The organism is Mesorhizobium alhagi CCNWXJ12-2, from assembly GCF_000236565.1.
Classification (GTDB): Bacteria; Pseudomonadota; Alphaproteobacteria; order Rhizobiales; family Rhizobiaceae; genus Allomesorhizobium; species Allomesorhizobium alhagi.
On record NZ_AHAM01000149.1, the window covers coordinates 62,868 to 87,657 of the forward strand.

Here is a 24,790-nt window from a genome sequence, read left to right on the forward strand (position 1 = left end):
CATCTTCCCGTTCAGCCTCCTTTCCCTGCGGCCTGCAGAGCGCCGCCGTCGGCCGTTTCCTCGATTTTCGAGGCCGTCCATTCGTCGCCCAGGAGCTCGGGCTTGTCATAGTCGAGCATCCCCTGCCAATGGATGGCGACGTCTTCGGCATAGAGCCTGGCCGCCAGCGAGCGAGCAAGCCATTGAGCGCCTTCGCTGATGCCAGGAATGTCGCCGCTGACCTTGCCAAGGCTGGCGGTCGCTCCGTAGTTGAAGCAGTGGATGTGCCTGAGCCACGGGGCCGCTCCCGGCGTCCTTTCCTGGAAGGCGAAATCCGCGTCTAGATAGGGAAAATTCGCCAGCTCGCGGTTTTGCATATCTTCCGGCGGCGTGTAGCGATCCTTCCACAGAAGGATCTCGCCGGCATAGCCGGGCATCTCGGCGCGCGCGAGCGGATCGACGGTGAAGCCCGTGCCGAGGATGAGGAAATCGGTCGCCAGGCGGCTCCCGTCTTTCGTCTCGATCAAGAGTTCGCCGCCCGATCTCTCGACCCGTTCGATCGCCTTGCCGAAGTGGAAATAGGCGTTCCTGTAGCGGCTGACGCGCAGCGTCGACCCGCGCGGCGAGGGCGTCTGCGTGACGAAGGAATAGTGCATGAAGCGCCACCGCCATTCGTCCGGCAATTCGGGGAAACCGCTGATGAAACCGAACGAACCGATGCCCATCATCTTGTTGACGGTCGGCATCTCCTTGCGTCGGATGAGATGACGGACCTCCGCCGCGCCCGCATCGAGCGCCTCGGCCGCATTGTCGACGGCGGAGGCCCCGACTCCCACCACCACGACGCGTCTGCCCTTGAGCGCGCCGAAATCGATGTCTTCGGACGAATGCGCCCAGCACGATTTCGGCAAGCCGGTGACAAAATTGGGAATGTTGGGGATGCCGGTTCCGTCCCGGCCGGTAGCCATGATCACCTTGCGGGCGAGGATCGACGCCTCCCTCGCGCCGCTGCCGGAAAGTGCCAGGCGCAGATATTCGCCTTCCGGCAGGATCGAGTCGACCTGCACTTCGTTCTCGACCGGAATGCCGAGCGCCTTGCGGTACCATCGGAGATAGTCCATCCACATCGGGCGTGGGATCTTGTCGAGCGCATTCCAGGCCGCGTCGCCGAACTGGGCGGTGAACCATGCCCGGAAGGTCAGAGCTCCGATGCCGAAGGCGGGACCGGCCAGCTGCTTCGGCGAGCGCAGCGTTTCCATCCTGGCGTAGGTGACCCATGGTCCTTCCCGCCCTGCCGGATTGCGGTCGAAGATGCGCACATTGCGCATGCCGCCGCACTGGAGCGCGAAATAGGCGACCAGTCCGCACATGCCGCCGCCGACGATCGCGATGTCGTGTACGTGTTCGCCGTTTACCGCGCGGGGAGGCACCCACGCCTTGGCCGGCAGTTCCAACAGGCTGAGATCGTGATGAAGCCGCTCGCGCAATGCGGCCAGACCGGCGGTTCCGTCCATGGCCACGACACTCATTAGGCCGCTCCTGCCCGGTTGTGGGCACCGGCGCCGAAGATTGCGTCGGTCACCAGGTCCGCCCTGCGCGGGTCGTGCTCGACCAGTCCGGGTATCGCCGAAGCGGTCGTCTCGATGAACTGATGGATGAAGGCCCGCGCGGTTTCCGGAAGTGGGCGCGAAACCGCGGAAAAAACGCCCCACAGGAACGGAATATTGACGTCGAGCGGGCGGATTTCGACCCCCTTCAGCGCGACCCCGTAGGCCGTCACCGGCTCGATGATGGCGACGCCTGCGCCGCAGGCGGTCAGTTGCAGGGCAATCATCGCGGCATTGGTGTCGATCACCTTCGACGCCTGGATGCCATGCGCCTCGAGCGCCTGGTCGACACGGCGCCGAAGCCGGAAAGGATTAGCCATGGTAATCAGGCTCCGCCCCATCAGATCGGCGATGGAGACGACTTCCTTCCGGGCCAGGGGATCGGAGGTAGCCACGGCAGCCACGCAAGGCGCTTGGGCAAGCACATGGGTCTCCAATCCCGGCTGTTCGGCCGGCAGCGAGACGACGCAGAGATCGGCGGTGCGGGCCAGAACGGACTGGATGCCGGACTCCGCCGGCGCACTGCGCAGGTGAAGCCGGGAAGGCAACGCCTGCTGCGGCATGCGCGACAGCGCCTTCGGCACGAATCCGGCGGCGAAGGCCGGGATGGCGACGATCTCGATCGGCAGCGCTTCCTCGGCCGCAATAGCTTTGGCGCGCTCATGCAGCCGGCCGATCCCGGTGACGAGGCGCTCGGCCTCCGCGTGGAAGCGGATGCCACGCTCCGTCGGAGTTATACGCGGGCCGTTGCGGTGCAGCAGTTCGAAGCCGATGTCGCTTTCCAGTTCCTGGATCAGCCGGCTCACAGCCGGCTGGGAGCGGTCGAGCAAGCGGGCTGCCGCAGTGATGCTGCCGGCGGACAAAACGGCAAGAAACGCTTCCAGCTGCTTTAGCTCCATCTCATAAGTTAATCATGCGAATTTCGTATGGGCAATGGGATATAATCCAAAACTAGCATGAAAGCGGAACGAAATTTCATTCGCGATGCCTCCTTCTCGCCGGGTGCCTGGTCCAGACTCGCAAACCCCTCACCCGGCGAAGACCGTAGACACTGGCTTTCGGATAGGATACCCCCCTACCCTATGACCCATACGATCAGGAATAAGGCGAAACTGCTGGCCCGGGTTCGGCGTTTGAAGGGCCAGATGGAAGCTGTCGAGCGCGCGCTGGACACCGGGGCTTCCTGCGCCGAGGTGTTGAACCTCGTCGCCTCCATCCGCGGTGCGGTGAGCGGCCTCACCGCGGAACTGATCGAGGACCATGTGCGCGAGCATGTCGTGGAGGCGGCCGACGCGCGCGCGCGCAGGCAAGGCGCGGACGAACTGATCGAAGTCGTGAGGAGCTATCTGAAATGAGCTTTTCCCCCGGCGTCGCCCCGGCTGGCGGCCATGACCATGTCTTTCTTGGCGATCGCCACGAGCGCAACGAACGCCGCACATGGCTGGTCATCGCGCTCACTACGACGATGATGGTTGCGGAGATCGTCGCGGGAACGCTGTTCGGCTCGATGGCCCTCGTCGCGGATGGCTGGCACATGGCCACTCACGCCGCCGCGATGCTTATCGCGGCGCTTGCCTATCTCTACGCCCGCAGGAACGCGCGCAACCCGCGCTTTACCTTCGGCACCGGCAAGATGGGTGACCTGGCGGGCTTCGCCAGCGCAATCGTGCTGGCGCTGATCGCCATCCTTATCGGCTGGGAAAGCGCCCTGCGTTTCAGCGCGCCCGTCCCGATCGATTTCACCCAAGCGATCTGGGTGGCCGCGATCGGGCTCGCCGTCAATCTGGCGAGCGCCTGGTTGTTGCGCGACGATCATGATCATCACCATCACGGCCATGGCCATGCGCATGATCACCGCGGTCACGATCACCACAGCCATCATCACCACGGCCACATTCATCATCACGGTCGCACGACCCGGGACCACAATCTGCAGGCCGCCTACCTGCACGTGCTGGCCGACGCCTTGACCTCTGTACTTGCGATCGTGGCGCTGCTCGCCGGCAGTGTCTACGGCTGGATCTGGCTCGACCCGGCCATGGGCATCGTCGGCGCGCTCATCATCGCCCGCTGGTCGTGGGGCCTGATCCGCGACGCCGGCGGCGTCCTGCTCGATTACATTCCGCCCGGCGAGGATCTGCCGAACGCGATCCGCGCAGTGGTCCAAACGGAAGGAGCCAGCATCACCGACCTGCATGTCTGGCAGCTCGGCCCCGGCCATCACGGCGCCATCGTCTCGCTCGTGGCCCCCGAGCCCAAGGCCCCCTCGCACTATCGCGAGAAGCTGGCGCAAATCGCTACCCTGTCACACATTACCATAGAAGTTGAGGAAGAAGCGTAGCTCCGGCAACGGCAACGTAGCACCAGTTGACGCCAACAGCTTGTCCCGCCTGGGGCCGAATCCGGTCCGTCCGCTTTCGTTGCGGTGAAAGAGCGGACGCATCGCCGACGCTCGCGCGGTTCACCTAAAGCGATGATGCCAAGTTTGCGCGCTCTTCCAGGAACTGTTCCCACGTCCGCTGCCCAATGCCGAGCAGCTACGGCAGAAGCCGTAGACTGGCCGGAAGCATATTCCACATTCTGGATTACCCTTGCTCCGCTCGGTCCTTTACTCCGCACCAGGCTGCAGCGAACAGAGCAATAGCCTTGGTCACCCGCAACAACGACGGAAGGCTTACACGCTCATCAATGGCATGAATGTTCTCGGCAACTGGTCCGTAGACGAGGCTAGTCATGTCGCCGTGCAAGGCAAAGATAGCGGCGTCGAGATAACAAGGCATTATGAAGCGCTGAAGGTCCTTCCCTGAACCGTCTGCAAATGAGTGTGCCTTTGCCAGGAGTGCTTCTGCTTCGCTTCCTTGCGCCAGGACATATCCTCCCTGCTTGACGCCGAGCCACTCAACGTTCGGCTCGGGGCATCCTTCCAGCTGCGGGTCATTAAGAAACGCCTCTCTGAGAAAGCTCTCAAAGCGTTCTACGCGCGCCTCTACCGTGTCGCCGGGGTAGAAGCCGATGCGGCCTTCAAAGCGGCACTCGCTCGGCACCGATGCAATCCATTCACCTCCCGATATCGTACCGATTGTCAAAGCTATGGGGTTGTCGACGCTAGCGAAATCTGGTGGACGCTGGGCAATCCACTCTTGTTCGAGCTGACGCAGATTTTCGATGGTTCGGAATGCGATGTCGATTGCGCTTCTACCCCTGTCGACTTGGAATGGGTGAGCGGGGACGCCTTGGACTGTGATAGTAAACTTCATTATGCCGGTATTCGCGCTGACGAGCTGTTCGCCGGTAGGTTCAGGTATCAGAACAGCATCGGCGCGGAAGCCCTCGGCGAGAACCATTGCCGCTCCATTGCCTGTGATCTCTTCTTCGATGACCGACTGGAATTGAACCTCCCCCAGCAGATCGAGACCTGCTGCTGACAATGCGTCAAGGGCGAAGAGATTCGCGGCCAAGCCGGCTTTCATGTCGCCCGCACCACGGCCGTACAGCCAATCACCGTCACGAGTAGCTGAGAAGGGCTCGTATTTCCAACGGGCGCTTGTGCCAACTGGCACCACATCAACATGTGCATTGAGCGCCAGAGACCGACCGCCTTCTCCCGATGCCGGCTTCAAACCAACAACAACGCTGGAATCCTTGAGGTCAAATTTGGTGGGAGAGAAAGCCGGGTCCTCGCCGATGCGAGTTGGATCGATTGCGAAGCTGCGAACATCATAGCCGCGACTTGCGAGAGCGGTGGAGACAATCTTCTGAACAGCAGCTTCATTCCCCCGAAGCGAGTCAGCACGAACGAGCTGTGTCAAAAATTCAATCTGCTCATCGAAGCGGGCCTCCACAGCCTTGACGATGCGTTCGATATCCGCGGCCGCCAATAGGCCTGTGCCGAGTGCACCCGCCGTAGCGGAATGCCGCAGGGACGTGGGTTCGTTCACGTTGTCCTCCTGGATTCTTTGATAGCCTGCGCCGCCTTGACGGGAGGTGAGAAAGCTACATCACTTGCGTAGATCGAGGGACGGTGCGGCATCACTTTCTCACAGACCAAGCTCGCTGAGCGAGGAGTGGTGATCGGGACGACGACCAAGCGGCCAGTGATACTTGCGCTCGCTCTCCACGATCGGCACGTCGTTGATACTGGCGATCCGCAGGCGCATTAGCCCGGCCTGATCGAATTCCCAGTTCTCATTGCCGTAAGACCGAAACCATTGGCCGCTGTCGTCGTGCCACTCATAGGCGAAGCGCACGGCGATCCGATTTTCGCGAAACGCCCAAAGTTCCTTGATGAGACGATAGTCAAGTTCGCGGTTCCATTTGCGCGTCAGGAACGCCTCGATGGCGTCACGGCCCTGCAGGAACTCCGCGCGGTTGCGCCAGCGACTGTCGCTCGAATAGGCGAGCGCGACCCGCGCCGGATCGCGCGTATTCCAGGCATCTTCCGCCATGCGAACCTTCTGCGCCGCCGTCTCAGCGGTGAACGGTGGCAAGGGCGGTCTGGTCTCGACCAATGAAACATCTAGGGACATGAATTGCGACCTCCGTCGGTGTCCTGCCAAGTTGGAAACGGCGGATCGGGTGCTCGCGCACCCGATCCTCGAAGCTTTCACTCAGCGTATTCCCAATCCGCAGCTACCCAGCGCAGGCTGCCTGCGTCCTTCACGATTCGGCCCAGCCCCGGGAACGGCATATGCGTCGCCGCCACAAGTGCCTTTTCGTCGGCGACGCGGGGAAAGAACCGCAGGCGTGCGGCATCGGCAGCAGCCTTGTCTGCTTCAAACAGGAGGCCAAGTTCCGGAAAACCCGGATGCGCCGGATGAAAGATCATGTCAGCCACGAGCAACAGGCTGCGGCCGCCGTCCTCGATGCGCACCCCGATCTGGCCCGGGGTATGGCCGGACAGATCAACCGTCGAGATCCCCCGGGCAATCTGCCGCTCACCGTCGATCCGCTGAAGCCTTGGATAAAGTTTCACCAGTTGCTCGGCCGTTGCGAAGCTGCTCTTGAGCAAATCCGGCGCGCCCGCCGCCTTGGCCGGATCGGTGAAATGGGCGACATCCCGCCGGTCGATATATATTTCGGCGTTCGGGAAATTCGTCCGCCCGCCAGCGACAAGACCCGCGATGTGGTCGACGTGCATATGGGTCACGATAACGGCGTCGATCATCTCCGGATCTACGCCGACAGCAGCAAGCGCTGCGGGGAGCCGCCCGGAGGTCTTGCTAACAGTGCCGGCCGGACCGGAATCTACAAGGATCAGCTGGTCTCCATCGCGGATCAGCCACACGGTAAAGCCCCGGCGCACTCCGTTCGGGCGAGCGACAAAGTGTGCCGCTGACAGTTGTTCCACCTCGTCGGCCGGCATGCCGGTGAACAAGTTGAAGGGAAAATCGATGAAACCGTCCGAGAGAAACGTAATCTCGAACCGCCCGACATTGATGCGGGCGAGCGGCGTTAGACTCTCCACGGCACCTTGCGGGGCCCGGGCAAGGCTGGGGCTCGGCAGCGCCGCCATGAGCGGCGCTGCCAGCATGGTGGTGGCAAAGCCGCGACGTGTGAACGTGGTCATTGGTGTGGCTCCTTGAACTGGTTCAGACTCGGGTTGCCTGGTTTGGGTCGCGCCTATGCTGCTTTCCGAGCGGTAACGACAGGAAAATCGATATCGGTCTTGGCCACCTCGTTGACGTAGTTGGTCAATGTGTTGAGTGCGACGTGGAGCACGATCTCGATGACCTGCGCATCGTCGTAGCCTGCGGCTTTGACAGCGCCGACATCGTCCTCGCTGACGTGACCGCGTTGGCGCACGACCTTGTCGGCGAAGCGTACGGCGGCATCGGCGCGCGGGTCCGTGGACGATCCAGCGCGATTGGCCGCGATCTCTGCGTCATCCAGCTTGGCAATGTTCTTGCCGAGATAGGTATGAGCCGACAGGCAGTAATCGCAACCGTTAATCTCGGCGACGGCGAGCGCGATGCGCTCACGCGTTGGTGCCGGGAGCGCACCTTTGTTCAAAGCAGCGGACAAACCGACGTAGCCTTCGAGCGCTGCGGGGCTGTTGGCAATCAGCCGGAAGAGATTCGGCGCGACGCCGAGTTGCTGTTTCACTGCCGCAAGCACCGGCTGCGAGGCAGCGGGTGCGGATTCAATTGTAGATGGGATAGGAATGCGAGACATCAAAGCTTCCTTTCTGACGCTGCCATTGTGGCTGGTGAAAAGCTAGTTGCTTCCAACATTCGTGAAAACCTGCCACACTTGGGAACGAGGTTCTCAATTTCTGGAAGGGTGCTGTGGATCGCCTCGATGCCATGTCGGTCTTGCTGGCCGTAGTCGAAACCGGCAGCTTATCCGCGGCCTCCCGCCAGATCGGAATGCCGCTCGCGACTGTTTCTCGCAGGATTTCCGAACTCGAGGGCTATCTCAGGACGCGCCTCATTAACCGCTCGAGCCGAAGGATCGCCTTGACCGAGGCTGGGCAGTCCTACGTGGAGTCATGCCGGCGCATCCTGGAGCAGGTCACGGAGGCTGAACAGGCGGCCCAAGGCGAATTCCGCGTTCCCAGAGGCCATCTGGTCATCACGACGCCGGTCGTGTTCGGGCGTCTTCATGTTCTTCCGGTCGTAGTCGAATTTCTTAAATTGTATCCGGAGATTTCGATCCGCATTGCGCAGATGGATCGCGTCATTAACCTGCTGGAAGAGCATGTTGATCTCGCGGTACGGATCGCCGAATTGCCGGATAGCAGCCTGGTTGCCCGCCGGGTCGGTGAGATCCGGCGGGTGCTATGCGCCAGTCCAGCCTATTTCGCGCAACGCAGTGGTCCGAAGCGACCGGAGGATCTCAGCAACCACGACTGCGTCACCTTCGAGAACCTCGCATCGTCGACAATCTGGACGTTCCGGGACGGCCAATCAGAGGTCTCCGTCCCCGTCAGTTCGCGGCTTGTCGTCAACACGGCGGAAGCCGCGATCGACGCTGCAATTGCGGGTGGCGGAATCACGCGCGTTCTTTCCTACCAGATTGCCGACGCTGTCGCCGCAGGGACACTCGTCACGTGCCTCGAAACATTCGAGCTGAAACCCTGGCCTGTAAGTCTTGTCCACACTGGCCAGGGACCGTTGCCTTTGAAGCTCCGCACCTTCCTTGATTTTGCGACCCCCCGCCTCAAGGCAAAACTGACGGGTAGGTAGAACCCGATCGCTTCGCCTGATGCCGTCTTGACGGAAAGTTTGCGACGGAACCTTTGCAGTCGCGGCAAATTTCGCCTGAGCGCTGCAATGAAGCTGGATGGGTCCTTGTGAAGGAGTATCGGCATGACCGAGCTGCCGGCGGAAGCGCTCGACATACTGCTTAGGCTGGGAGTCGCCGCCGCGCTCGGCGCGGCTATCGGCTTCGAGCGCCGTGTGCACCACAAGGCGATTGGCATCGCTGGCATGATGCTGATCGCGATCGGCTCGACGACCTACATGCTGCTCGGCCGCCATTTGGCCGAGACCGATCCAAGCTCCCTCAGCCGCACCCTTCAAGGTTTTCTCTCTGGCATCGGTTTTCTGGGTGGGGCCGTAATATTCAAGAGCGGCTTCGACGTAAAGGGCATCAAGGCAGCGGCGGCCGTTTGGATCACCGGCGCACTCGGGCTTGCGATCGGGACCTCCTACTGGGGGCTCGGGCTCGTCGTCGGCATAGTCACCGCGGTGGTGCTCTTCGTAGCCGACTCTCTCCCGGACAGGGCCCGTGGGGACAAGCAAGAGCCGGTGGAACTGAAGAGGCGTGCCAAGAGCAAGAACTAAACTGGGCATCGGGACGGCATGCGCCAAGAGAGATTGAGGCGCAACAAATCAGCTTCCGACATTCTCTTTGCCCGGCGCGGCAGCACGAGATTGTCTCATGTGGCTGCCCCGGCAGCCCAATGCTCCACCTTCTCTTTCACGCCTTCAGCGCCGCCGCCCCCGCTGCGCATATCCGCACAGTGCGTAGGTGCCGTGCCCATTCGCCGAGGCTGCCGAGAATTGGAGCCACCCGCCGATCACGGCTCACTGTATCCGCTGGCGAAGAGGCGCAGGTCATAAGCCTCGGGATTGCGACGAAAGATCAGCGCGCCCTTCCGTCGGGATTTCTGTGGGATATAGTCGAGCGTAGCACTGCTCTCCTCGACGACCTCATCGCCACTGCGGAGTTCGCCTTCGATCTCGACAGCAGCAATTGACTGTCCCGCGCTGTTCGCGGCGGCGAACTCGACCACGTAGCCGCCCTCGGTGGCGGCGACCTCGAGCGGCAGTACAACGATCCGGGCGATCCCGTTGCGCCCGCTCAAACCATCGATGACAAGATAGCTGAGCACTGCAAGCAGAGCTACGCAGCTTATCCCCGCCACGATCCACTCCAGGACCGAAGTCCCCGGTTTCCGGGTTATTCCTTTATTGTCAGACTGCTTTTGTTGCTTGTCGCCCTTTGCGGAATTCTTTGTCACAGGATGAGCCTCGCGACGGCCGCACCGAGCGCGCCTGGAAACGAGAGAACCACGACTGCGCTGAGTGTCTCCGAAAACCCGGCGCCATCGGTCCTGCCGAAGGTCCAAAGAATGTAGAGGTTCACAAGCATCACCAGGACATAACCAACGATCGCATAGCGAAAGAAGATACTGAGAAACCCGGCGCCTGGTTCCGGGCTGTGCGAGCCGCGGAATTCGAATTCATAGACGAAGGCGTGCATGAGAGCGAGGGTTCCCACCACCAGAGCGATTTCCTGCCAAGGGTGCATCTTGTAAGCGATAAGGACGACCTCTTCCGTTGGTGCGATGTTCACCGATAGAAACAGCGCTCCGACCACCATCAGGAACAGCTCTCCGGCATAGCCGGGCTCCGGAATCTCCTCCTCCTCCAGCGAACTGGAGCCAAGCTGGGCCCGGGCCAAAGATGCTCCGAGGCTGCCTGGGACGACCTGCACGGCAATCTTGCCAATCACCTCCCGCAGCGGCATTTCGACGGTCACGATGCCGAAAATAAAGAGCACCGCAGTAGCCGCTACGGCGGCCACAAGAATGGCCACAAAAGCGTCGGCGACCCGGTCTTGGAGCGCCACCGTTTGGCGAAAGCCTCCATATTTATGCAGCAACACCAGCATTGGCAAAGTGACAGCCAGCAGAAGGGCGAGCCGCCACGGGTGAAGGTTAAAGCCCAGCGCCCAAGCTTCCATAGTCATCAGCACCGGTACGGCGAAGATCAATGCTCCGGCGAAGGCGCGGCCAAGACCAATCCAGAACTCACGCGGCGTTGGTCCGTGCCTTACGATCATTTCAGCGGGCGCCACGTCGCTCCCTTTCAGAGGTAGCCTGATCTTCCGCAGTATTGGTAAGAGGATCAAGCGGGCAATAATGTTTCCTGCGCGACCTTGTTCCGGACCACTGTCTCGGTTCTCGATGGTCAAACCGCGCAGCAATGGCCACCCAACTTAGCACACGCGAGGTCACGATTGTGCCGTAGTACGTCATTGCGTTGTTTATGACGTTAGGCGATAGGTCGCCGAGGCCAACCTGACATTTTCTTGACATGATTTTTGAAAAACCCGACGTGGACGTCCCATCCAATGCGGATGTCTGCATTGTGGGCGCGGGACCCGTGGGGTTGGCGCTCGCTATGAAATGCGCAAGCCGAGGACTTTCGGCGGTTGTTCTCGAATCCGGAAGCAGCGAAGGAGCCAGTCGCAAAGAAACCGGCCTTGGCGCAGTCGAGATCGTAACGCCGCATCATGCCGCGGCGGAACTCATCAGGGCTCAAGGGATCGGCGGCACTTCGCGTTTGTGGGGCGGCCGCTGCGTGGCGCTCGACGACATCGACTTCGAACGGCGGGACCATGTGCCGTTTTCAGGTTGGCCGATTCCGCATGCAGAGATCGCCGCATATTATGATGAAGCGCTGACGTTTCTGGGATGCGGCGCCAGCGCCGGAATGTGGCCGGACGAACCTTCGAAAGCGGGAGGCGACATCGACACCGCCATGCTGGAACGATGGAGCGCCGCACCGGATATAAGGCGCCTCCACGGGGCGAGCCTGCGCGCATCGCCAAATGTCAGGATCTATGCTGACCGCACGGTGGCCGGGATCAGGCTGAACGCCGAAGGCGAGCGGGCGACGGCGCTGACTGTCAAATCCCGTAGCGGCCACTCCGTGGAAGTGGAAGCCAAATCGTTTGTACTGGCCGCGGGCGGTCTGGAGAACGCACGGCTGCTTCTGGCTGCGCAGCGGGATTGGCCTCAGAAGTTTGGCGGACCGGATGGCCCTCTCGGGCGCTTCTATTGTGGACATTTGACCGGCTATCTGGCGGCGGTCCGATTCAAAGATCAGAGTTTCGCGAGAGATTTGTGGTACAAGCGAAATCGTAACGGCTCCCATCTGAGACGCCGGCTGGCGCTCAGCCACCACGCGCAGCTGGAACACAGGCTCCTGAACGCGGCGTTCTGGTTGGACAGCTTTTCCGTAGCCGATCCCGCGCATGGCAGCGGCGCCCTGTCCCTGCTCTATGTCGGGCTCTCGATGCTGGGGCTTCACCCCCGGCTCGGCAGCGGCATGGCGCCTTCGCCGACCGAGCCGCAATCCCGCAGCTACGGGCTGCATCTGTCGAATGTGCGCAGCGACCCGAAGCTGATTACAGGTATGCTGCACGTGCTGTCGCAGCTTGTGCGCAATCGCCTCGGACAAAAAATGTTTGCACTGTTCAATCCGGGGAACCGTCACCTCCTGCGCTACCACGCCGAGCAAGCGCCGAATCCGGACAGCAGGGTCCAACTGGGCGAGTGGCAGGTGGGATCGCCGCCTGGCCTGCGTGTGGACTTCAGGATTCACCCGCAGGACATCGAGTCGGTGGTCAGGTCACACGAGATCCTGGACAGTTGGCTGCAGGAGCAAGGTATCGGGCGTCTCGACTTTCTGGCGGACCCGGAAGACCGCAGCCAGATCGTTCTCAACCAGGCGCTCGACGGTTATCATCAGATCGGGCTTACCCGAATGTCCGAAGACCCGACGGACGGCGTCGTCGATCGCGACTGCCGGGTGCATGGCACAGCCAACCTCTTTGTTGCCGGCAGTTCGGTGTTCCCGACCGCCGGGCAAGCCAATCCCACGCTTCCGGCCGTCGCGCTTGCACTCAAGCTGGGCGACTTTCTGTGCAAACTGCCATAGCCGTAGCTGCGCATGCTCACGGCCGCGCCGGAACGCATCCGCCTTCGGCCAAGCTGACCGCGTTGGCGCTAGGCGAGCGGCAGGTGGCTGCCCCTCCTTGATGTGGTGACCTTGCCGATTGAGCTGCACGCCCATTCCGCAGAACGGTTCTGGCGACGCGGCGAATCCTTGCCGATGCCAAGGATGCTGCTTCCCATTTCTCATGAGCTCGTCCGATCGTGACCGCGGATCGGCCGATACGTGCTTTTTCATGCAGCGCTCCCATCCGGTCAAAAAGCGTCGATCGATACGGTTGGAATATCTTGGTTGAACTTGTGATGTGGGTGATTCCTTGACCTTTATTGGGCCACGGCCTCTCGAAGCCAGTTGCGAAAACTCCGGAAGCCGTTCGATCGCAGTTTTGATTCGTGGAAGACGAACGAATAATGATCGCGCACCACGTCGCTTTCAAACAGCACGACCAGTTGCTTGTTCATGAGTTCCTGCTTGACCAGCGTCAGCCTTACGATAGCGATGCCGAGCCCCTCGATTGCGGCCGGCAGTTCCAACCCGGAACTTTCAAAATCTATGAAGCGTGTGTTGGAGAATATCCTGGCGGCGCGCGGGCCGAGCCAGCGCTCCCAGTTCTTGGTGAATTCGGCTGAGCGCAGAAGGACGTGGTGCTCCAGATCGTCGGGATCGGCAAGCGGCGGAGCCTTGCGTAGATAGGATGGGCTGCAAACCGGGCAAAGACTCCGTCGGCCAGGATTTCTGACACGTAACCCTTGGGCGCGGCGCCGGTCCCGACCCGGATCGCCCCGTCCATGACGTCATCGTCCTCTCCGCCGACGACGAACTTCACCGCAATTTCCGGATGGTTCGTGTAGAGCGTCCCGAGCACCGGCAAGACGCATTTCTGGAGAAAGACCCGCGGAGAACCGATGACGAGCGGCCGGCTGTCGGAGGTGGCCGAAATATCCTGAGTGACGAAGCGGATTTCGCCCAAAGTGGCATGTATTTTCGACCAATACTGCTCGCCGGCTTTGGTGAAAACAATACGGCGGTGGGCGCGCTTGAAAAGCGGGCAGGCCAAAAACGATTCGAGATTGCGCACCTGGCGGCTGACCGCGCCGGGCGTCAGGCACAACTCTTCCGCCGCTTTGGCGACGCTCAGATGCCGCCCGACCGCTTCGAATACCGGAAGCGATGTCATCGGCGGCAGGGTCCTGATCGGCTTTCGATTCAACAAGTACCGCCTGCTGCCGCCCCACATTGAACCCGTAAGAATTCTCCCGGCAGAAAGTAGGCGATCATTGAGTAAAACTCAATTGAACGCAAAAAATTTCGATTTTCGCCAGCCTGCGGGCTTCCTATCGTCTGGCGCGACCGTTGGCCTCCGACGGTTGATTGGGAGGACAGTATGGAAAAGACAATGTTCGGGCTGGCTCTCGCCGCCGCCCTGTCGCTTGCACCGATTTCTGCCGGGGCCGAGGAATTGCGCGTCGGACTTGCGGCGATTGCAACGTCGGTGGATCCGCATTTTCATCGCGCAGGATACAATTTCGATCTTCGTGAAAACATTTCCGACGCACTTGTCTATGCGAACGGGGTCACGGGAGAAGTGGAGCCGCGGTTGGCAGCATCCTGGGAAATCACCAGCGATACGAATTGGCTGGTGATCCTCGAACCCAAGGCGAAGTTCGACAACGGCAATCCGCTGGGAGCAGATGACGTCATATATTCGCTCTGCCGGGTGCGGAACGTCCCCAACAGTCCTGGCCTTTACAGCGGCTTCATCGAGACGGTCGCCAATGTCACCGACGCGGGCAACGGCAAGATAATGATCGAAAGTCGGGAGCCGGACCCCAACCTTCTGCGCAACCTCAGCAATATCGGCATCGTCGAAAACCCGACCGGCCGCACGCTTGCCTATGACGACAAGACCTGCGGCAATGACAATTGGCTCGACACCAACGGGTTCAACAATGGCGCGGTCTCGGCAGGCATCGGCCATTATCGCGTCGCCAAATTCACGCCCGACGTGGAAATAGTGCTCCAGCGCAACGATCAGTATTACGGCAAGCCGGCGCACTATGACACGGTGGTGATCAAGGCGTTGCCCGACAACAGCGCCCGCATCGCGGCTCTGCTCGGCGATGCGGTGGACGTAATCAATTCCGTGCCGATCAACGCCGTGGAAAGCGTCCAGTCCGCGGGCAAGTTCCATCTTGCCTCGACGCCTTCGACCCTGCTGATATTCCTGCTGGCTGACCAGAATCAGGAGCCCACGCCCAAGGTTTCCGGCACCGACGGCAAGAACCCGTTCCTCGATCCGCGTGTGCGCAAGGCGCTCAATCTGGCGATCAACCGTAATGAAATTGCCGAAACGGTAATGGGCGGCATGGCTCAGCCAGCCAGCCAGATCATTCTGGACGGCGTGTTCGGGCACAATCCGGATCTGGCGCCGTATCCCTACGATCCGGCCAAGGCCAAGGCGCTGCTCGCCGAAGCCGGCTATCCCAACGGCTTCTCTCTAGTACTGAGTGCGCCCAGCGATCGGTATGTAAATGGGGCCCAGGTTGCGCAGGCGGTGGCCGCGATGCTCTCACAGATCGGCCTCCAGGTGACGCTCGAGACGTTCCCGCGCAGCATCTACTTCACCAAGGCCAGTGACTACGAATTCAGCCTCTATCTCGCCGGTGCGGCGGCCGACACGGGCGAAGGGTTGAGCCAGATGATCAATCTGGCCGGCACCCGCGATCCGGATCGCGGGTGGGGTGGGGCTAACCGTGGCCGGTATTCGAGCGAGGTCACCGACAAGCATCTGGCGCAGGCGCAGGCCACGCTCGACGATGCCGAACGCGAAAAGCTGATCCAGGCCGCCTCGAAGCAGGTTTACGAAGACGACGGCTACGTACCGCTCTACCACGAGCTCGGCGTCTGGGCGGTCCGCAACGGCATCCAATACGAAGCCAACGCTAACCTCATCAACATCTTCTACACCGCGCGTCCCGAATGAGACGCTTTGGGAAGGCGGGCCTACCGGTTGTCCCGCCTTCCCTTTCATGAAAGCTTCAAGCCAAATGGGCACTGAATTCAACGACGCACTGTCGTCGCAATATGACTACCGGGGTCTGCGCGAAGCCTTCTCGCCTGCGTCGACATACCAGGCATTTCTCAATGTCGAAAAAGCTGTCGCATCGGCGCAAGCCGAACTAGGCATGATCCCTGCGGCGTCGGCCGAAGTGATCGCCCAGAACTGCCGGTACGAGCGGCTCGACATGGACCGGCTGGCCAAAGGCTACAGCACCACCCGCCATCCGTTGATGCCGCTCATCAACGAGCTCGTCCGGCTTTGCGGGCCGACGCATGGCGGTTATGTGCATTGGGGCATCACTACGCAGAATGTCGTTCAGACAGGGCTCCTGCTGCTGGCCAAGCGCGCGCAGGAAACGCTGGACGGAATCGTAGCTGACATCCTGCGGCATCTGGGGCGACACGCCCGGACGCATGCGACGACGGCCATGGCTGGCCGGACCCATTACCGTCATGCGGTGCCGATCACCTTCGGTTTCAAGGTCGCCGTCTGGATCGAGGAATTCCTGCAGGCTATCGACCGCCTGCACGAAGCGCAAAAGCGCACCTTCGCCGTCATGACGGGTGGCGCGGTGGGCTGCTTTTCGGCCTTGGGAAGAAAAGGGCCGGCTTTCCAGTCGCGGGTCGCGGAATTGCTCGGCATGGAGGAGATGGCCATCCCGTCGCGGGCTATTCGCAGTCATATCTGCGAATATGTAAACGCATTGAGCCTGCTGGCCGCCGCATGTCACAAGATTGCCGAGGAGATCTATCAAAGCGGCTCGGAAGAATATGGCGAACTCCACGAACGGCGGGTCGAAGGGTCGATCGGCTCGTCTACAATGCCCCAGAAGATCAATCCGATCCTGGGCTACGGCATCATTTGCGGAAGCAACAAGCTTTATGCTCTTGCCGGGATGCTGATGGCCAGCGCCCATCGACCCTTCGAGTCGGACGGCAGCACCAACCAGCTTTTCGAGGACAGCCTGGCGGAGGTTGTCCAGACCGTCGGCGAGATACTGGTCCGGACCGAATTGCTGGTCAGGGACCTCGACGTCGACACGGTCAGGATGCGCCACAATCTCGACCTGTCGCAGGGCGCCATCTTCGGCGAGATGGCGATGATGCGGCTGGGCGAAACGCTAGGCAAGCATACCGGCCACGAACTGGTCCATGAGGCGGCCATAGCGGCTCAAACCAGGGGCGTGTCATTCCTCGACGAAATCCTGCATCTACCCGGCGGGCCCTCGCTGAGGGCGGAGATCAAACACAGGCTGGAGGGCAATGGCGCCAACGGAATATGCGCCGAATATGCCATTTATTTCGGTTCGCTGGTCGAGGACATGACGATGAATTCCTTGCCTGCAATCGGGGAGCGCCGGATAAACGCCTTTCTCAAGGCCGAACCGTAAATGCTGTCCTTCGTCTTGAAGCGCTTGCTGCAAAGCGTGATCGTGATGCTCTTGCTCTCGATCGTCATCTTCGTGGGCGTGTGGCTGATCGGCAATCCGGCCGACGTGTTGATCTCTTCCGAGGCGACCGAAGCCGACCGGCTCGCAGCGATAAGGGCTCTCGGACTCGATAAGCCCTTATGGCAACAATATCTCATCTTCCTGGGCAATGCCGTCCAGGGAGACTGGGGTACGTCCTTCGTCTACAAGGAGCCGGTCACCACCATCCTGCTCCAGCGCCTTCCGGCCAGCGTCGAACTGGCGGCGGTGGCCTTCGTCATCGCGATCACCGTCTCCATCCCCGCCGGGCTATATGCAGGCCTGCGGCCCGATTCAGCACCGGCGCGCGCAATCATGGCGTTCTCGCTCGTCGGCGTCAGCATCCCGACCTTCTGGCAGGGTATGTTGCTGATCATCGCCTTCGGCATCGCGATACCCATCCTACCGGTCGGCGACCGCGGCGACGTCGCCACCCATTTCGGCATCACGAGCAGCCTGTGGACGCTCGACGGGTGGTCGCATGTCGTGTTGCCGGCCTTCAGCCTCGCGCTTCTCAAGATGTCGCTGCTGATCCGTGTCACCCGCGCCGCGACGGTCGAGGTGTCGCATCTTGATTTTGTCACGTTCGCCCATGCCAAGGGCGTACGGACCTGGAAGGTCGTAATAAGGCACATCCTGCGCAACGCGCTCATCCCGTTGGTCACCGTCATCGGCATCGAGCTGGGCAACCTGCTCGCCTATGGCGTGATCACCGAGACGGTCTTCTCCTGGCCGGGGCTCGGCAAGCTTCTGATCAATTCGATCAAGATGCTCGACCGTCCCCTCATCGTGGCGCAACTGACCTACACGGCGCTGCTCTTCATCTTCATCAACTTTGTCGTCGATGTTCTCTACACGGTCATCGACCCGCGCGTGAAATCGGTCATGGGGCGGCAGGCGACATGAGTTTGGCCACGATGGACGAATTCGGCCGCCACTTCGCCGAAAGCCGTGTCGCGGTGGTGAGCCTGCTGGTGAGCCTCACCTTCCTGTTCTGCGCCATTTTTGTCCCGGTGATCGCGCCGACGAATCCCTACGATCTTTCCCAACTCCAGCTTGCCGATGCCTTGAAACCCGTCGGCTCGCCGAAGGTCGTGCCCGGCGAGGAATTGCGGGTAAGGGTAACAGTTGCGAACGGCGCCGCCACCTTCGAGGATTTGCCCGAAGCCAGCGCAATCAAGGCCATCGCTGCGGAAGCTTGCGGAGAAAAATGTCTCGACGTCGGCGTCAAGCCCGCCGATGTCGCCCTCGAAAGCCTGCAGATTCGTGGTCTGCCGCCGGGGCTAAGCGTGGAAGGTGCGAGCAAGCACCCGGTCCAGCCCTGGTGGACCATTGCGGCTCCTGACGACGGCAAAGCTAGAATCCTTGCCGAAGGCGCCCTGCCTTCGGATTTCAGCTTTCTCGCAATCGTCAAATCCGCGCCGCAGGAGACCGGGTTTGTCTTCAGCCTGGGTACGGACAGTTTTGGCCGCGATATGCTCTCGGCCATTCTCTACGGCATCCGGATCAGCGTCATCGTCGGCCTTGTCGCGGCCGGTACGGCCATGGTCCTGGGGATCGGCCTTGGCCTGCTGGCGGCCTGGATGGGCGGGACAGTAGATGCCGTCATCATGCGCGCGGTCGATTTCATGCTCGGCTTTCCGGCTTTGCTCGTTGGGCTGGCCGTGCTTGCCATCCTGGGCAACGGAGTCGACAAGGTCGTCTTTGCCATCATTATCGTGCAGTGGTCCTATTACGCGCGCACGACCCGGTCGGTGGCGATGGCGGAACTGGGCAAGGAATATGTGGAAGCGGCCAAGACCCTTCGCTTGTCGCCCGTGCGTATCATGCTGCGCCACGTCCTGCCTAACTGTCTGCCGCAAGTCATCGTCCTGTTCACGCTCAACATCGCCTCGGCAATATCGCTTGAATCCTCGCTCAGCTTCCTGGGTGTTGGGCTGCCCCTCACGCAGCCTTCGCTCGGCATGCTGATCGCCAACGGCTACGAATTCATCTTCTCGCAGAAGTACTGGATCAGCCTCTATCCCGGCATCGTGCTGCTGGTGATGATCGTGGCCGTGAACCTGCTCGGCGACAGGCTGCGAGACCTCAACAACCCGCGGCTGGCACGGTGAGGTGTGCGATGACGGAAGCACTCCTCGATGTGGAAAAACTCAACACCTGGTTCTATACCCGCAAAGGCATCGTCAAATCCGTGCGGGACGTTTCCTTCGATCTTCGCCGCGGCGAGGTCTTGGGGATAGTCGGGGAATCCGGATCGGGAAAATCGGTCACCGGCATGTCCATCATGGGGCAGATCGATGAGCCGGGCCGGATCGTCTCGGGCTCGATCAAACTCGCCGGCGAGGAGCTAACCACCCTCAGTTTCACCCAGATGCGTCATTATCGCGGCAAGCGTATCGCCATGGTCTTCCAGAACCCGCTGATGACGCTCAACCCGGTCATGCGCATTAGCGACCAGATGTCCGAGGCCATCGGCGAGCACGAAAACATCCCGCGAAAGGAAATACACCGCCGCTGCGTAGATGCGCTGTCGGCGGTCGGCATCCCGTCACCCGAGGAACGCCTCAACGCCTATCCGCACGAATTGTCCGGCGGCATGCGCCAGCGCGTGGTGATCGCCACGGCCCTGCTGCTCGGGCCCGACATGATCATCGCGGACGAACCCACGACCGCGCTCGACGTTACCATACAGGCCCAGATCATCTACCAGATGCGCCGGCAGATCGACCAGCGCGGGCTCGGCATGATCTGGATTTCGCACGACCTGTCCACACTATCAGAACTCGCCGGCCGCATCATGGTCATGTATGCCGGAGCCACGATGGAGATCGGAACCACCGGGGAGGTCATCGGGCTCGCGCGCCATCCCTATACGCGTCGGCTGCTCGAATCCGTCCCTTCTCGCAACAAGCCCGGGGAGAAGCTGCAGCAGATACCGGGCAATATGCCCTCGCTCCTTTCTCTGGGGCAGGGATGTCCTTTCGCCAGTCGATGCGAGCGCGCCACGGCGATCTGCAACGAGACGGTTGCGCCGATGCAACTGTCGGACACGCATCGCATCTGGTGCAATCACCCGTTCGAGGATTGAGCCTTGCAACAGACCATCCTTGAGGTTCAGGACCTGTCGCGCAGCTTTCGTAGCGGACGCGACCCGCTTCATCGCCTGGCGGACTGGCTTTCCGGCATCGAGCCGCCCACTGTGCGGGCAGTCGAGGATGTCACGCTCAGCATCAGCCCGGGAGAGACGCTGGGAATCGTCGGCGAATCCGGCTGCGGCAAGTCCACGCTCGCCCGCATGATTGCCGGTATTCTGCCGATCTCTTCGGGACGGATGCGGTTCCGCGGCGAATCCTACGAGAGCCTGCTGTCGCGCAAACGCGATGCGCTCAAGATCCAGATGGTGTTCCAAGACCCGCTCTCCTCGCTCAATCCGAGGCTGAAGGTTCGTGACATTATCGGTGAGGCTGCGGTCGTGCACGGCATCGTGCCGCGATCGAAAATTCGCGATTACGTCTCCGACCTTCTCGCCCGCGTCGGCCTGCCTCCCGAAGCGGCCGGCCGCTATCCGCACCAATTCTCGGGCGGCCAGCGCCAGCGAGTGGGCATCGCCCGTGCATTGGCGGTCAGGCCCGAAATGCTGATCTGCGACGAGGCGGTGGCCGCTCTCGACGTTTCGGTGCAGGCTCAGGTCATCAACCTGCTCATGGATATCAAGCGCGACAGCGGGCTGACCATGGTGTTCATAAGCCACGATTTGGGCGTGATCCGGCACCTTTGCGACCGGGTTGCGGTAATGTATCTGGGGCGTGTGGTGGAACTCGCCAAAACCGAGGACCTGTTCGCCGCCCCAACCCATCCCTATACCCGCATGCTGTTGGAGGGGATGCCCAGGATTTCACTAAAGCGGCGGGAATTTCTGCCGATCCAGGGCGAAATTCCCTCGCACCTCGCGCCGCCGAGCGGGTGTCACTTCCACCCCCGCTGCCCCATCGCCACCCAGGAATGCCGACAGGTTCGTCCCGAATTGCGTGAGGTGGCGCCTGGCCATCTTCATCGCTGCCTGAACGCCGTCGCCAGTTAGCCTGCAGCCTGGCGTGCGCCAAGTTTGAACAGCGCCAGAGCGTAGGTGTCTTCCTGATCACCTTGCAACTGATGTGACTGCGTCGTCGAGATGACCAGCCAGTCGAAAGATACCGGAAAACTTTGCGCTTCTTCGTACAAACATGGTGGGCCCGGAGGATGTTTGGAAAGCACGCAAGATCAATTGGTTAGGGAACGGTGGGACCGCGCAGCTTTCAAATCTGTTCCAATGTTTTTCAATGTTTTTGTCCCACTTGCAGCGCTTTATTTCACCCAGCCGACCCAATGAACGCTCAAAGACATATCGCGGACGGGCCTGATCGATCGAGCCGCATTTGAGAATGCACGGCGCCGCCTGCCAGCGTAGGTAGAAGTCACGCCGGCGCCACGGTCGCGAAAGAGTCAATCCCTCCGGTTTTTGAACAGGAAGATTGCGCCATGTCCGGACGCTCGCGAACACGACCACGAAAGTCCGACTCGACCGGAAGCGGAAGTTCAGGCGAACTTTGGATCACTGTTGTAGTTCGAGACCCGGGATCCCGGTGCAGGGCTTGTGCCGTTGGACGTCACGCGCCGCGTGTATCTGGAAACCGTCTCGGAGTGACCCGCCGTGGCCTTTCCCGCAAAAGGGGTGGCTTTCGGCGAGCGGCAGAACGCGCCTCCATTGGCCGCGACTTTCCGCTTTCCACCCTCCTTTCGTCAGCGGTTATCCCAAGTGGGGATCGTTCTCGCGCCTTGGCAGGCACCCTGTCGAGGTCTAGCATACGCCCAACGCATGGAGACTTCGATGACCTCAAGCTTCAACGTCCACGATGCGGCCGGCTATGAGCAGCTCATGGGCCGCTGGAGCCGAAAGCTCGCGCCCCTGTTCATCGACTTCGCGGGAGTTGCCGGCGGCGAAAAGATTCTCGACGTTGGTTGCGGCACCGGCAGCCTGACGTTTGCGCTCGCCAGGACCGCGGATCTCGAAGAGATCGCCGCGATCGACTATTCGCCCGTCTTTGTCGAGGAGGCGATCCGGCGCAACACCGACCCGCGCATAAAAATCCGGCAGGCGGATGCCTGCTCTTTGCCTTTCGAGGACGGCACATTCGACCGCGCCTTGGCGCTGCTCGTGCTTCACTTCGTGCCCGAGGCCAGTAAGGCAGTCGCCGAGATGCGCCGCGTCGTGCGGCCGGGCGGCGTGGTCGCGGCGGCCGTGTGGGACCATCTCGGTGGCATGCCCGGCATGCGCATGACGGTCGACACCGTGGCGGCCCTCAGCGAAGGCGGACGCCAGCTGCGCGGCCGCTATTGCTTCCAGCCGATGATGCAGCCGGGCGAAATGAAGCGAACTTTCGTCGAGGAGGGTCTCGTGGAGGTCACCGAAACCCAGCTGATGATCCGCATGGACTACCAAGACTTCGAAGACTACTGGACGCCAATTGCCGCGGGCGAAGGGCCGCTCGGCAAATATGTGGCCACGCTCGATGCCGCGGAGCGGGCGCGCACCGACGCCGCCGTGCGCGACGCGTACGAGGCCGGCCGGCCGGACGGCCCGAGGTCTTTTGCGAACGTCGCCTGGGCCTGCCGGGGCATAGTTCCCTGACCCGATGGTCGGAGAGCTTTCAAAGGTTCTAACGCCGGATTCGCCTAGCCGCGCCATCATGTGAAATGGCTGCGTCCCCGTCCATGTCTTTCGTGGAGGAATGGATGTCACCTGTTAGTGCCACTCGAACGCAATGCGCCAATTGCCGACCTTCCTGGCGCTTCTCCAGAGCCGCCGTTCGCGCTACGGCTTTAGTCGACCCGTTTCTGTCATTCGCAATCGTGGAGCCAATGGCAAAACACTGGAGGTCTTCGGACCTTGGTAATACGCCCGCTCTCGGCATCAGTGCGTCGAACTATGTGAATTTCAGGCGAGTGGTTCGATCGGCAATCCGGCGGCTTCCATTCCGGATAGCATCTGAGACATGGGAGCTTGTTCGCGTCACACGTCGGCGGTGCGGTGCCGCATCGGGAGGCCGCATCCGGAATGTCAATCTGCATGACTAGTGGCGGTGCGGGAGACCGGCATGTTGTGGGCGAACATGCTGCGGGCGTTCCAGGTCGGGAAGGCTCTTGCGAGCGACAGGTCGCCATCGAGTTGGATGCGGTCATCGCGGGTGGCTTGGGCCCAACTGAGCTGGCCAGCGTGCCATTTGACGAAAGCTTCGGCTTCCGCCGTGATGTAGAGATCCTCGTCGAAGCCAGGGTAAGTCTTGCAGATCTCTGTGTCTCCGAGCTCGATGAGTAGCCAATAGCGCTCCCGGTGTGGGCGGCCGGTAAAGTCGAAGCGGATGACGACGCGTCGGTCCGGGAGCCGGTCCCGGCGGAGCGCCTTGCACATCGACCACAGGGCCACAAAGGGGTCTAGGTGCTGGGGGGCGATCTCGAGCCAATGCGCGCCCCACTCGCCGAGCGACTGGCAGACCGTGAAGAGGTCGTGGCCCGCGGACGTGAGCTCGTAATGGCGCCCGCGCCCGTCGGGCTTGGGATTCGACTCGACGACACCGACCCATTCGAGCTGCTTGAGCCGCTCTGAGAGCAGGGTACGGGAGAGCCCGGGCGCGCCCTCCAGGATCTCGCTGAAGCTTCCGCAGCCAAGGTGCAGGTTTCGGACGATCAGCGGCGTCCAGCGCTCGGCGAAAATCTCGGCGCCACGGGCGATGGGGCAGTACTGGCCGTATGTCCTCATGACAGACGTCCTCACAACAGCAGTGTTGCGCATCCGCCTCCGATTGTGGAGTCCAGATTGTTGACTATACGGCAGCTGCCCGCCGTGGTCCGATGTGGCCTCTCTCGATGAGAGGAGGACACGATGACGACACCTGTGACGACAACAACTTACGCAGAAGCCCACCACGGGAGCATGCAGCCAACCGTCGTGGAGATCGACGGGTTCCGAGGCCGGCTGATCAATGCCAGCCACGCCGACTACGATGTCGCCCGTGCAATCTGGAACGGCGCCATTGACCGGCGCCCGCATCTGATCGCCCGATGTATCGGGACCGCCGACGTGGTCGCGGCCGTGCGTTTCGCTCGCGACCACGATCTGGAGATCGCCATACGGGGCGGAGGCCACGGCGTGGCGGGCACCGCCGTTTGCGACGACGGGATCGTCATCGACCTCTCGGCGATGCGGGGCGTGCGGGTCGATCCCGCCGGCCTCAGGGCGTGGGTGCAGGGTGGCGGGCTGTGGGGCGACGTCGACCGCGAGACGCAGGCGCACGGCCTTGCCACCACCGGCGGAATCGTGAGCCATACCGGAGTCGCCGGACTCACCCTCGGCGGTGGCATCGGCTGGCTGATGCGCAAGCATGGCCTCGCGGTCGACAACCTCCTCGCCGCCGACGTCGTGACGGCCGACGGCGAGCGGCTGGGGGGG

General features: G+C 61.6%; 22 protein-coding genes and 2 pseudogenes. 13 read left to right on the top strand and 11 right to left on the bottom strand.

The genetic code is table 11. The features are described from left to right. Positions 1–11: 11 nt before the first annotated feature. Positions 12–1,508 (bottom strand): NAD(P)-binding domain-containing protein, encoded by a 1,497-nt coding sequence (locus MAXJ12_RS17955; RefSeq protein ID WP_008837357.1) that lies wholly within the window; start codon positions 1,506–1,508, stop codon positions 12–14. Further along, the gene (locus MAXJ12_RS17960; protein ID WP_008837358.1) at positions 1,508–2,485 is read right to left on the bottom strand and encodes a LysR family transcriptional regulator; all 978 of its coding nucleotides are present in this window, start codon (positions 2,483–2,485) and stop codon (positions 1,508–1,510) included. Before MAXJ12_RS17960 ends, MAXJ12_RS17955 begins: the two co-directional genes overlap by 1 nt. 183 nt (positions 2,486–2,668) lie before the next feature. Here MAXJ12_RS17960 and MAXJ12_RS17965 point away from each other — a divergent pair, with 183 nt between their 5' ends. After that, positions 2,669–2,941 carry a metal/formaldehyde-sensitive transcriptional repressor gene (locus tag MAXJ12_RS17965; RefSeq protein WP_008837359.1) on the top strand — a complete coding sequence of 91 codons (273 nt, stop codon included), beginning with the start codon at positions 2,669–2,671 and terminating at the stop codon, positions 2,939–2,941. Beyond that, a complete protein-coding gene (gene dmeF / locus MAXJ12_RS17970; RefSeq protein ID WP_008837360.1) occupies positions 2,938–3,927 on the top strand; it encodes a CDF family Co(II)/Ni(II) efflux transporter DmeF in 990 nt (329 codons plus the stop codon). Before MAXJ12_RS17965 ends, dmeF begins: the two co-directional genes overlap by 4 nt. A gap of 244 nt (positions 3,928–4,171) precedes the next feature. Here dmeF and MAXJ12_RS17975 read toward each other — a convergent pair whose 3' ends face one another. From MAXJ12_RS17975 to MAXJ12_RS17990, 4 genes are all read right to left on the bottom strand, one after another. Next, entirely contained in the window at positions 4,172–5,524 is a 1,353-nt protein-coding gene (locus MAXJ12_RS17975; protein WP_008837361.1) for an ArgE/DapE family deacylase, read from the bottom strand. Positions 5,525–5,623: 99 nt separating this feature from the next. Continuing rightward, positions 5,624–6,094 carry a nuclear transport factor 2 family protein gene (locus MAXJ12_RS17980; protein WP_040586680.1) on the bottom strand — a complete coding sequence of 157 codons (471 nt, stop codon included), beginning with the start codon at positions 6,092–6,094 and terminating at the stop codon, positions 5,624–5,626. Between the two features lie 95 nt (positions 6,095–6,189). Then, a complete protein-coding gene (locus MAXJ12_RS17985) occupies positions 6,190–7,152 on the bottom strand; it encodes an MBL fold metallo-hydrolase (protein ID WP_008837363.1) in 963 nt (320 codons plus the stop codon). A 53-nt stretch (positions 7,153–7,205) separates the two neighbouring features. Next, on the bottom strand, positions 7,206–7,757 hold the full coding sequence (locus MAXJ12_RS17990; RefSeq protein ID WP_040586682.1) for a carboxymuconolactone decarboxylase family protein: 552 nt from the start codon (positions 7,755–7,757) through the stop codon (positions 7,206–7,208). A gap of 113 nt (positions 7,758–7,870) precedes the next feature. On the opposite strand from MAXJ12_RS17990, the gene MAXJ12_RS17995 reads away from it, so the two are divergent. Together MAXJ12_RS17995 and MAXJ12_RS18000 are read left to right on the top strand one after the other, a co-directional pair. After that, complete coding sequence (locus MAXJ12_RS17995; protein WP_008837365.1) at positions 7,871–8,770, top strand: LysR family transcriptional regulator; 900 nt, start codon at positions 7,871–7,873, stop codon at positions 8,768–8,770. Between the two features lie 123 nt (positions 8,771–8,893). Next, complete coding sequence (locus MAXJ12_RS18000) at positions 8,894–9,370, top strand: MgtC/SapB family protein (RefSeq protein ID WP_008837366.1); 477 nt, start codon at positions 8,894–8,896, stop codon at positions 9,368–9,370. Between the two features lie 236 nt (positions 9,371–9,606). On the opposite strand, the gene MAXJ12_RS18005 is transcribed toward MAXJ12_RS18000, so the two are convergent. Continuing rightward, positions 9,607–10,050, bottom strand: a complete 444-nt coding sequence (locus tag MAXJ12_RS18005; protein ID WP_040586684.1) for a TIGR02588 family protein — start codon at positions 10,048–10,050, stop codon at positions 9,607–9,609. Next, a complete protein-coding gene (locus tag MAXJ12_RS18010; RefSeq protein ID WP_040586685.1) occupies positions 10,047–10,889 on the bottom strand; it encodes a TIGR02587 family membrane protein in 843 nt (280 codons plus the stop codon). Before MAXJ12_RS18010 ends, MAXJ12_RS18005 begins: the two co-directional genes overlap by 4 nt. A 239-nt stretch (positions 10,890–11,128) precedes the next feature. Between MAXJ12_RS18010 and MAXJ12_RS18015 the strand changes: the two genes are divergently transcribed. Then, positions 11,129–12,757 (top strand): FAD-dependent oxidoreductase, encoded by a 1,629-nt coding sequence (locus tag MAXJ12_RS18015; RefSeq protein WP_050898839.1) that lies wholly within the window; start codon positions 11,129–11,131, stop codon positions 12,755–12,757. Between the two features lie 338 nt (positions 12,758–13,095). Here the strand turns inward: MAXJ12_RS18015 and MAXJ12_RS38870 are convergent. Next, positions 13,096–13,476, bottom strand: a pseudogene (locus MAXJ12_RS38870) (LysR substrate-binding domain-containing protein); the annotation flags it as partial. Between the two features lie 305 nt (positions 13,477–13,781). Then, positions 13,782–14,009 (bottom strand): annotated as a pseudogene (locus tag MAXJ12_RS38875) (LysR family transcriptional regulator); the annotation flags it as partial. A gap of 147 nt (positions 14,010–14,156) precedes the next feature. On the opposite strand from MAXJ12_RS38875, the gene MAXJ12_RS18030 reads away from it, so the two are divergent. The 7 genes from MAXJ12_RS18030 to MAXJ12_RS18060 all read left to right on the top strand — a co-directional run bounded on the left by MAXJ12_RS18030 (position 14,157) and on the right by MAXJ12_RS18060 (position 22,972). After that, positions 14,157–15,755 carry an ABC transporter substrate-binding protein gene (locus MAXJ12_RS18030; RefSeq protein WP_008837372.1) on the top strand — a complete coding sequence of 533 codons (1,599 nt, stop codon included), beginning with the start codon at positions 14,157–14,159 and terminating at the stop codon, positions 15,753–15,755. A 64-nt stretch (positions 15,756–15,819) separates the two neighbouring features. Beyond that, entirely contained in the window at positions 15,820–17,223 is a 1,404-nt protein-coding gene (locus MAXJ12_RS18035; RefSeq protein ID WP_008837373.1) for a class-II fumarase/aspartase family protein, read from the top strand. Further along, positions 17,224–18,207 carry an ABC transporter permease gene (locus MAXJ12_RS18040; protein WP_008837374.1) on the top strand — a complete coding sequence of 328 codons (984 nt, stop codon included), beginning with the start codon at positions 17,224–17,226 and terminating at the stop codon, positions 18,205–18,207. Next, the gene (locus MAXJ12_RS18045) at positions 18,204–19,415 is read left to right on the top strand and encodes an ABC transporter permease (RefSeq protein ID WP_008837375.1); all 1,212 of its coding nucleotides are present in this window, start codon (positions 18,204–18,206) and stop codon (positions 19,413–19,415) included. The genes MAXJ12_RS18040 and MAXJ12_RS18045 overlap by 4 nt, the downstream gene beginning before the upstream one ends. An 8-nt stretch (positions 19,416–19,423) precedes the next feature. Continuing rightward, positions 19,424–20,392, top strand: coding sequence for an ABC transporter ATP-binding protein (locus MAXJ12_RS18050; RefSeq protein WP_008837376.1), 969 nt, complete (start codon positions 19,424–19,426; stop codon positions 20,390–20,392). A 3-nt stretch (positions 20,393–20,395) separates the two neighbouring features. Further along, positions 20,396–21,385 carry an ABC transporter ATP-binding protein gene (locus MAXJ12_RS18055; protein ID WP_008837377.1) on the top strand — a complete coding sequence of 330 codons (990 nt, stop codon included), beginning with the start codon at positions 20,396–20,398 and terminating at the stop codon, positions 21,383–21,385. 786 nt (positions 21,386–22,171) lie between these two features. After that, complete coding sequence (locus MAXJ12_RS18060; RefSeq protein WP_008837379.1) at positions 22,172–22,972, top strand: class I SAM-dependent methyltransferase; 801 nt, start codon at positions 22,172–22,174, stop codon at positions 22,970–22,972. A 429-nt stretch (positions 22,973–23,401) separates the two neighbouring features. Here MAXJ12_RS18060 and MAXJ12_RS18065 read toward each other — a convergent pair whose 3' ends face one another. Continuing rightward, the gene (locus MAXJ12_RS18065) at positions 23,402–24,100 is read right to left on the bottom strand and encodes a winged helix-turn-helix transcriptional regulator (protein WP_040586687.1); all 699 of its coding nucleotides are present in this window, start codon (positions 24,098–24,100) and stop codon (positions 23,402–23,404) included. Positions 24,101–24,274: 174 nt separating this feature from the next. Between MAXJ12_RS18065 and MAXJ12_RS18070 the strand changes: the two genes are divergently transcribed. After that, on the top strand, positions 24,275–24,790 hold a 516-nt coding region (locus MAXJ12_RS18070), incomplete at its 3' end, for an FAD-binding oxidoreductase (RefSeq protein ID WP_008837381.1).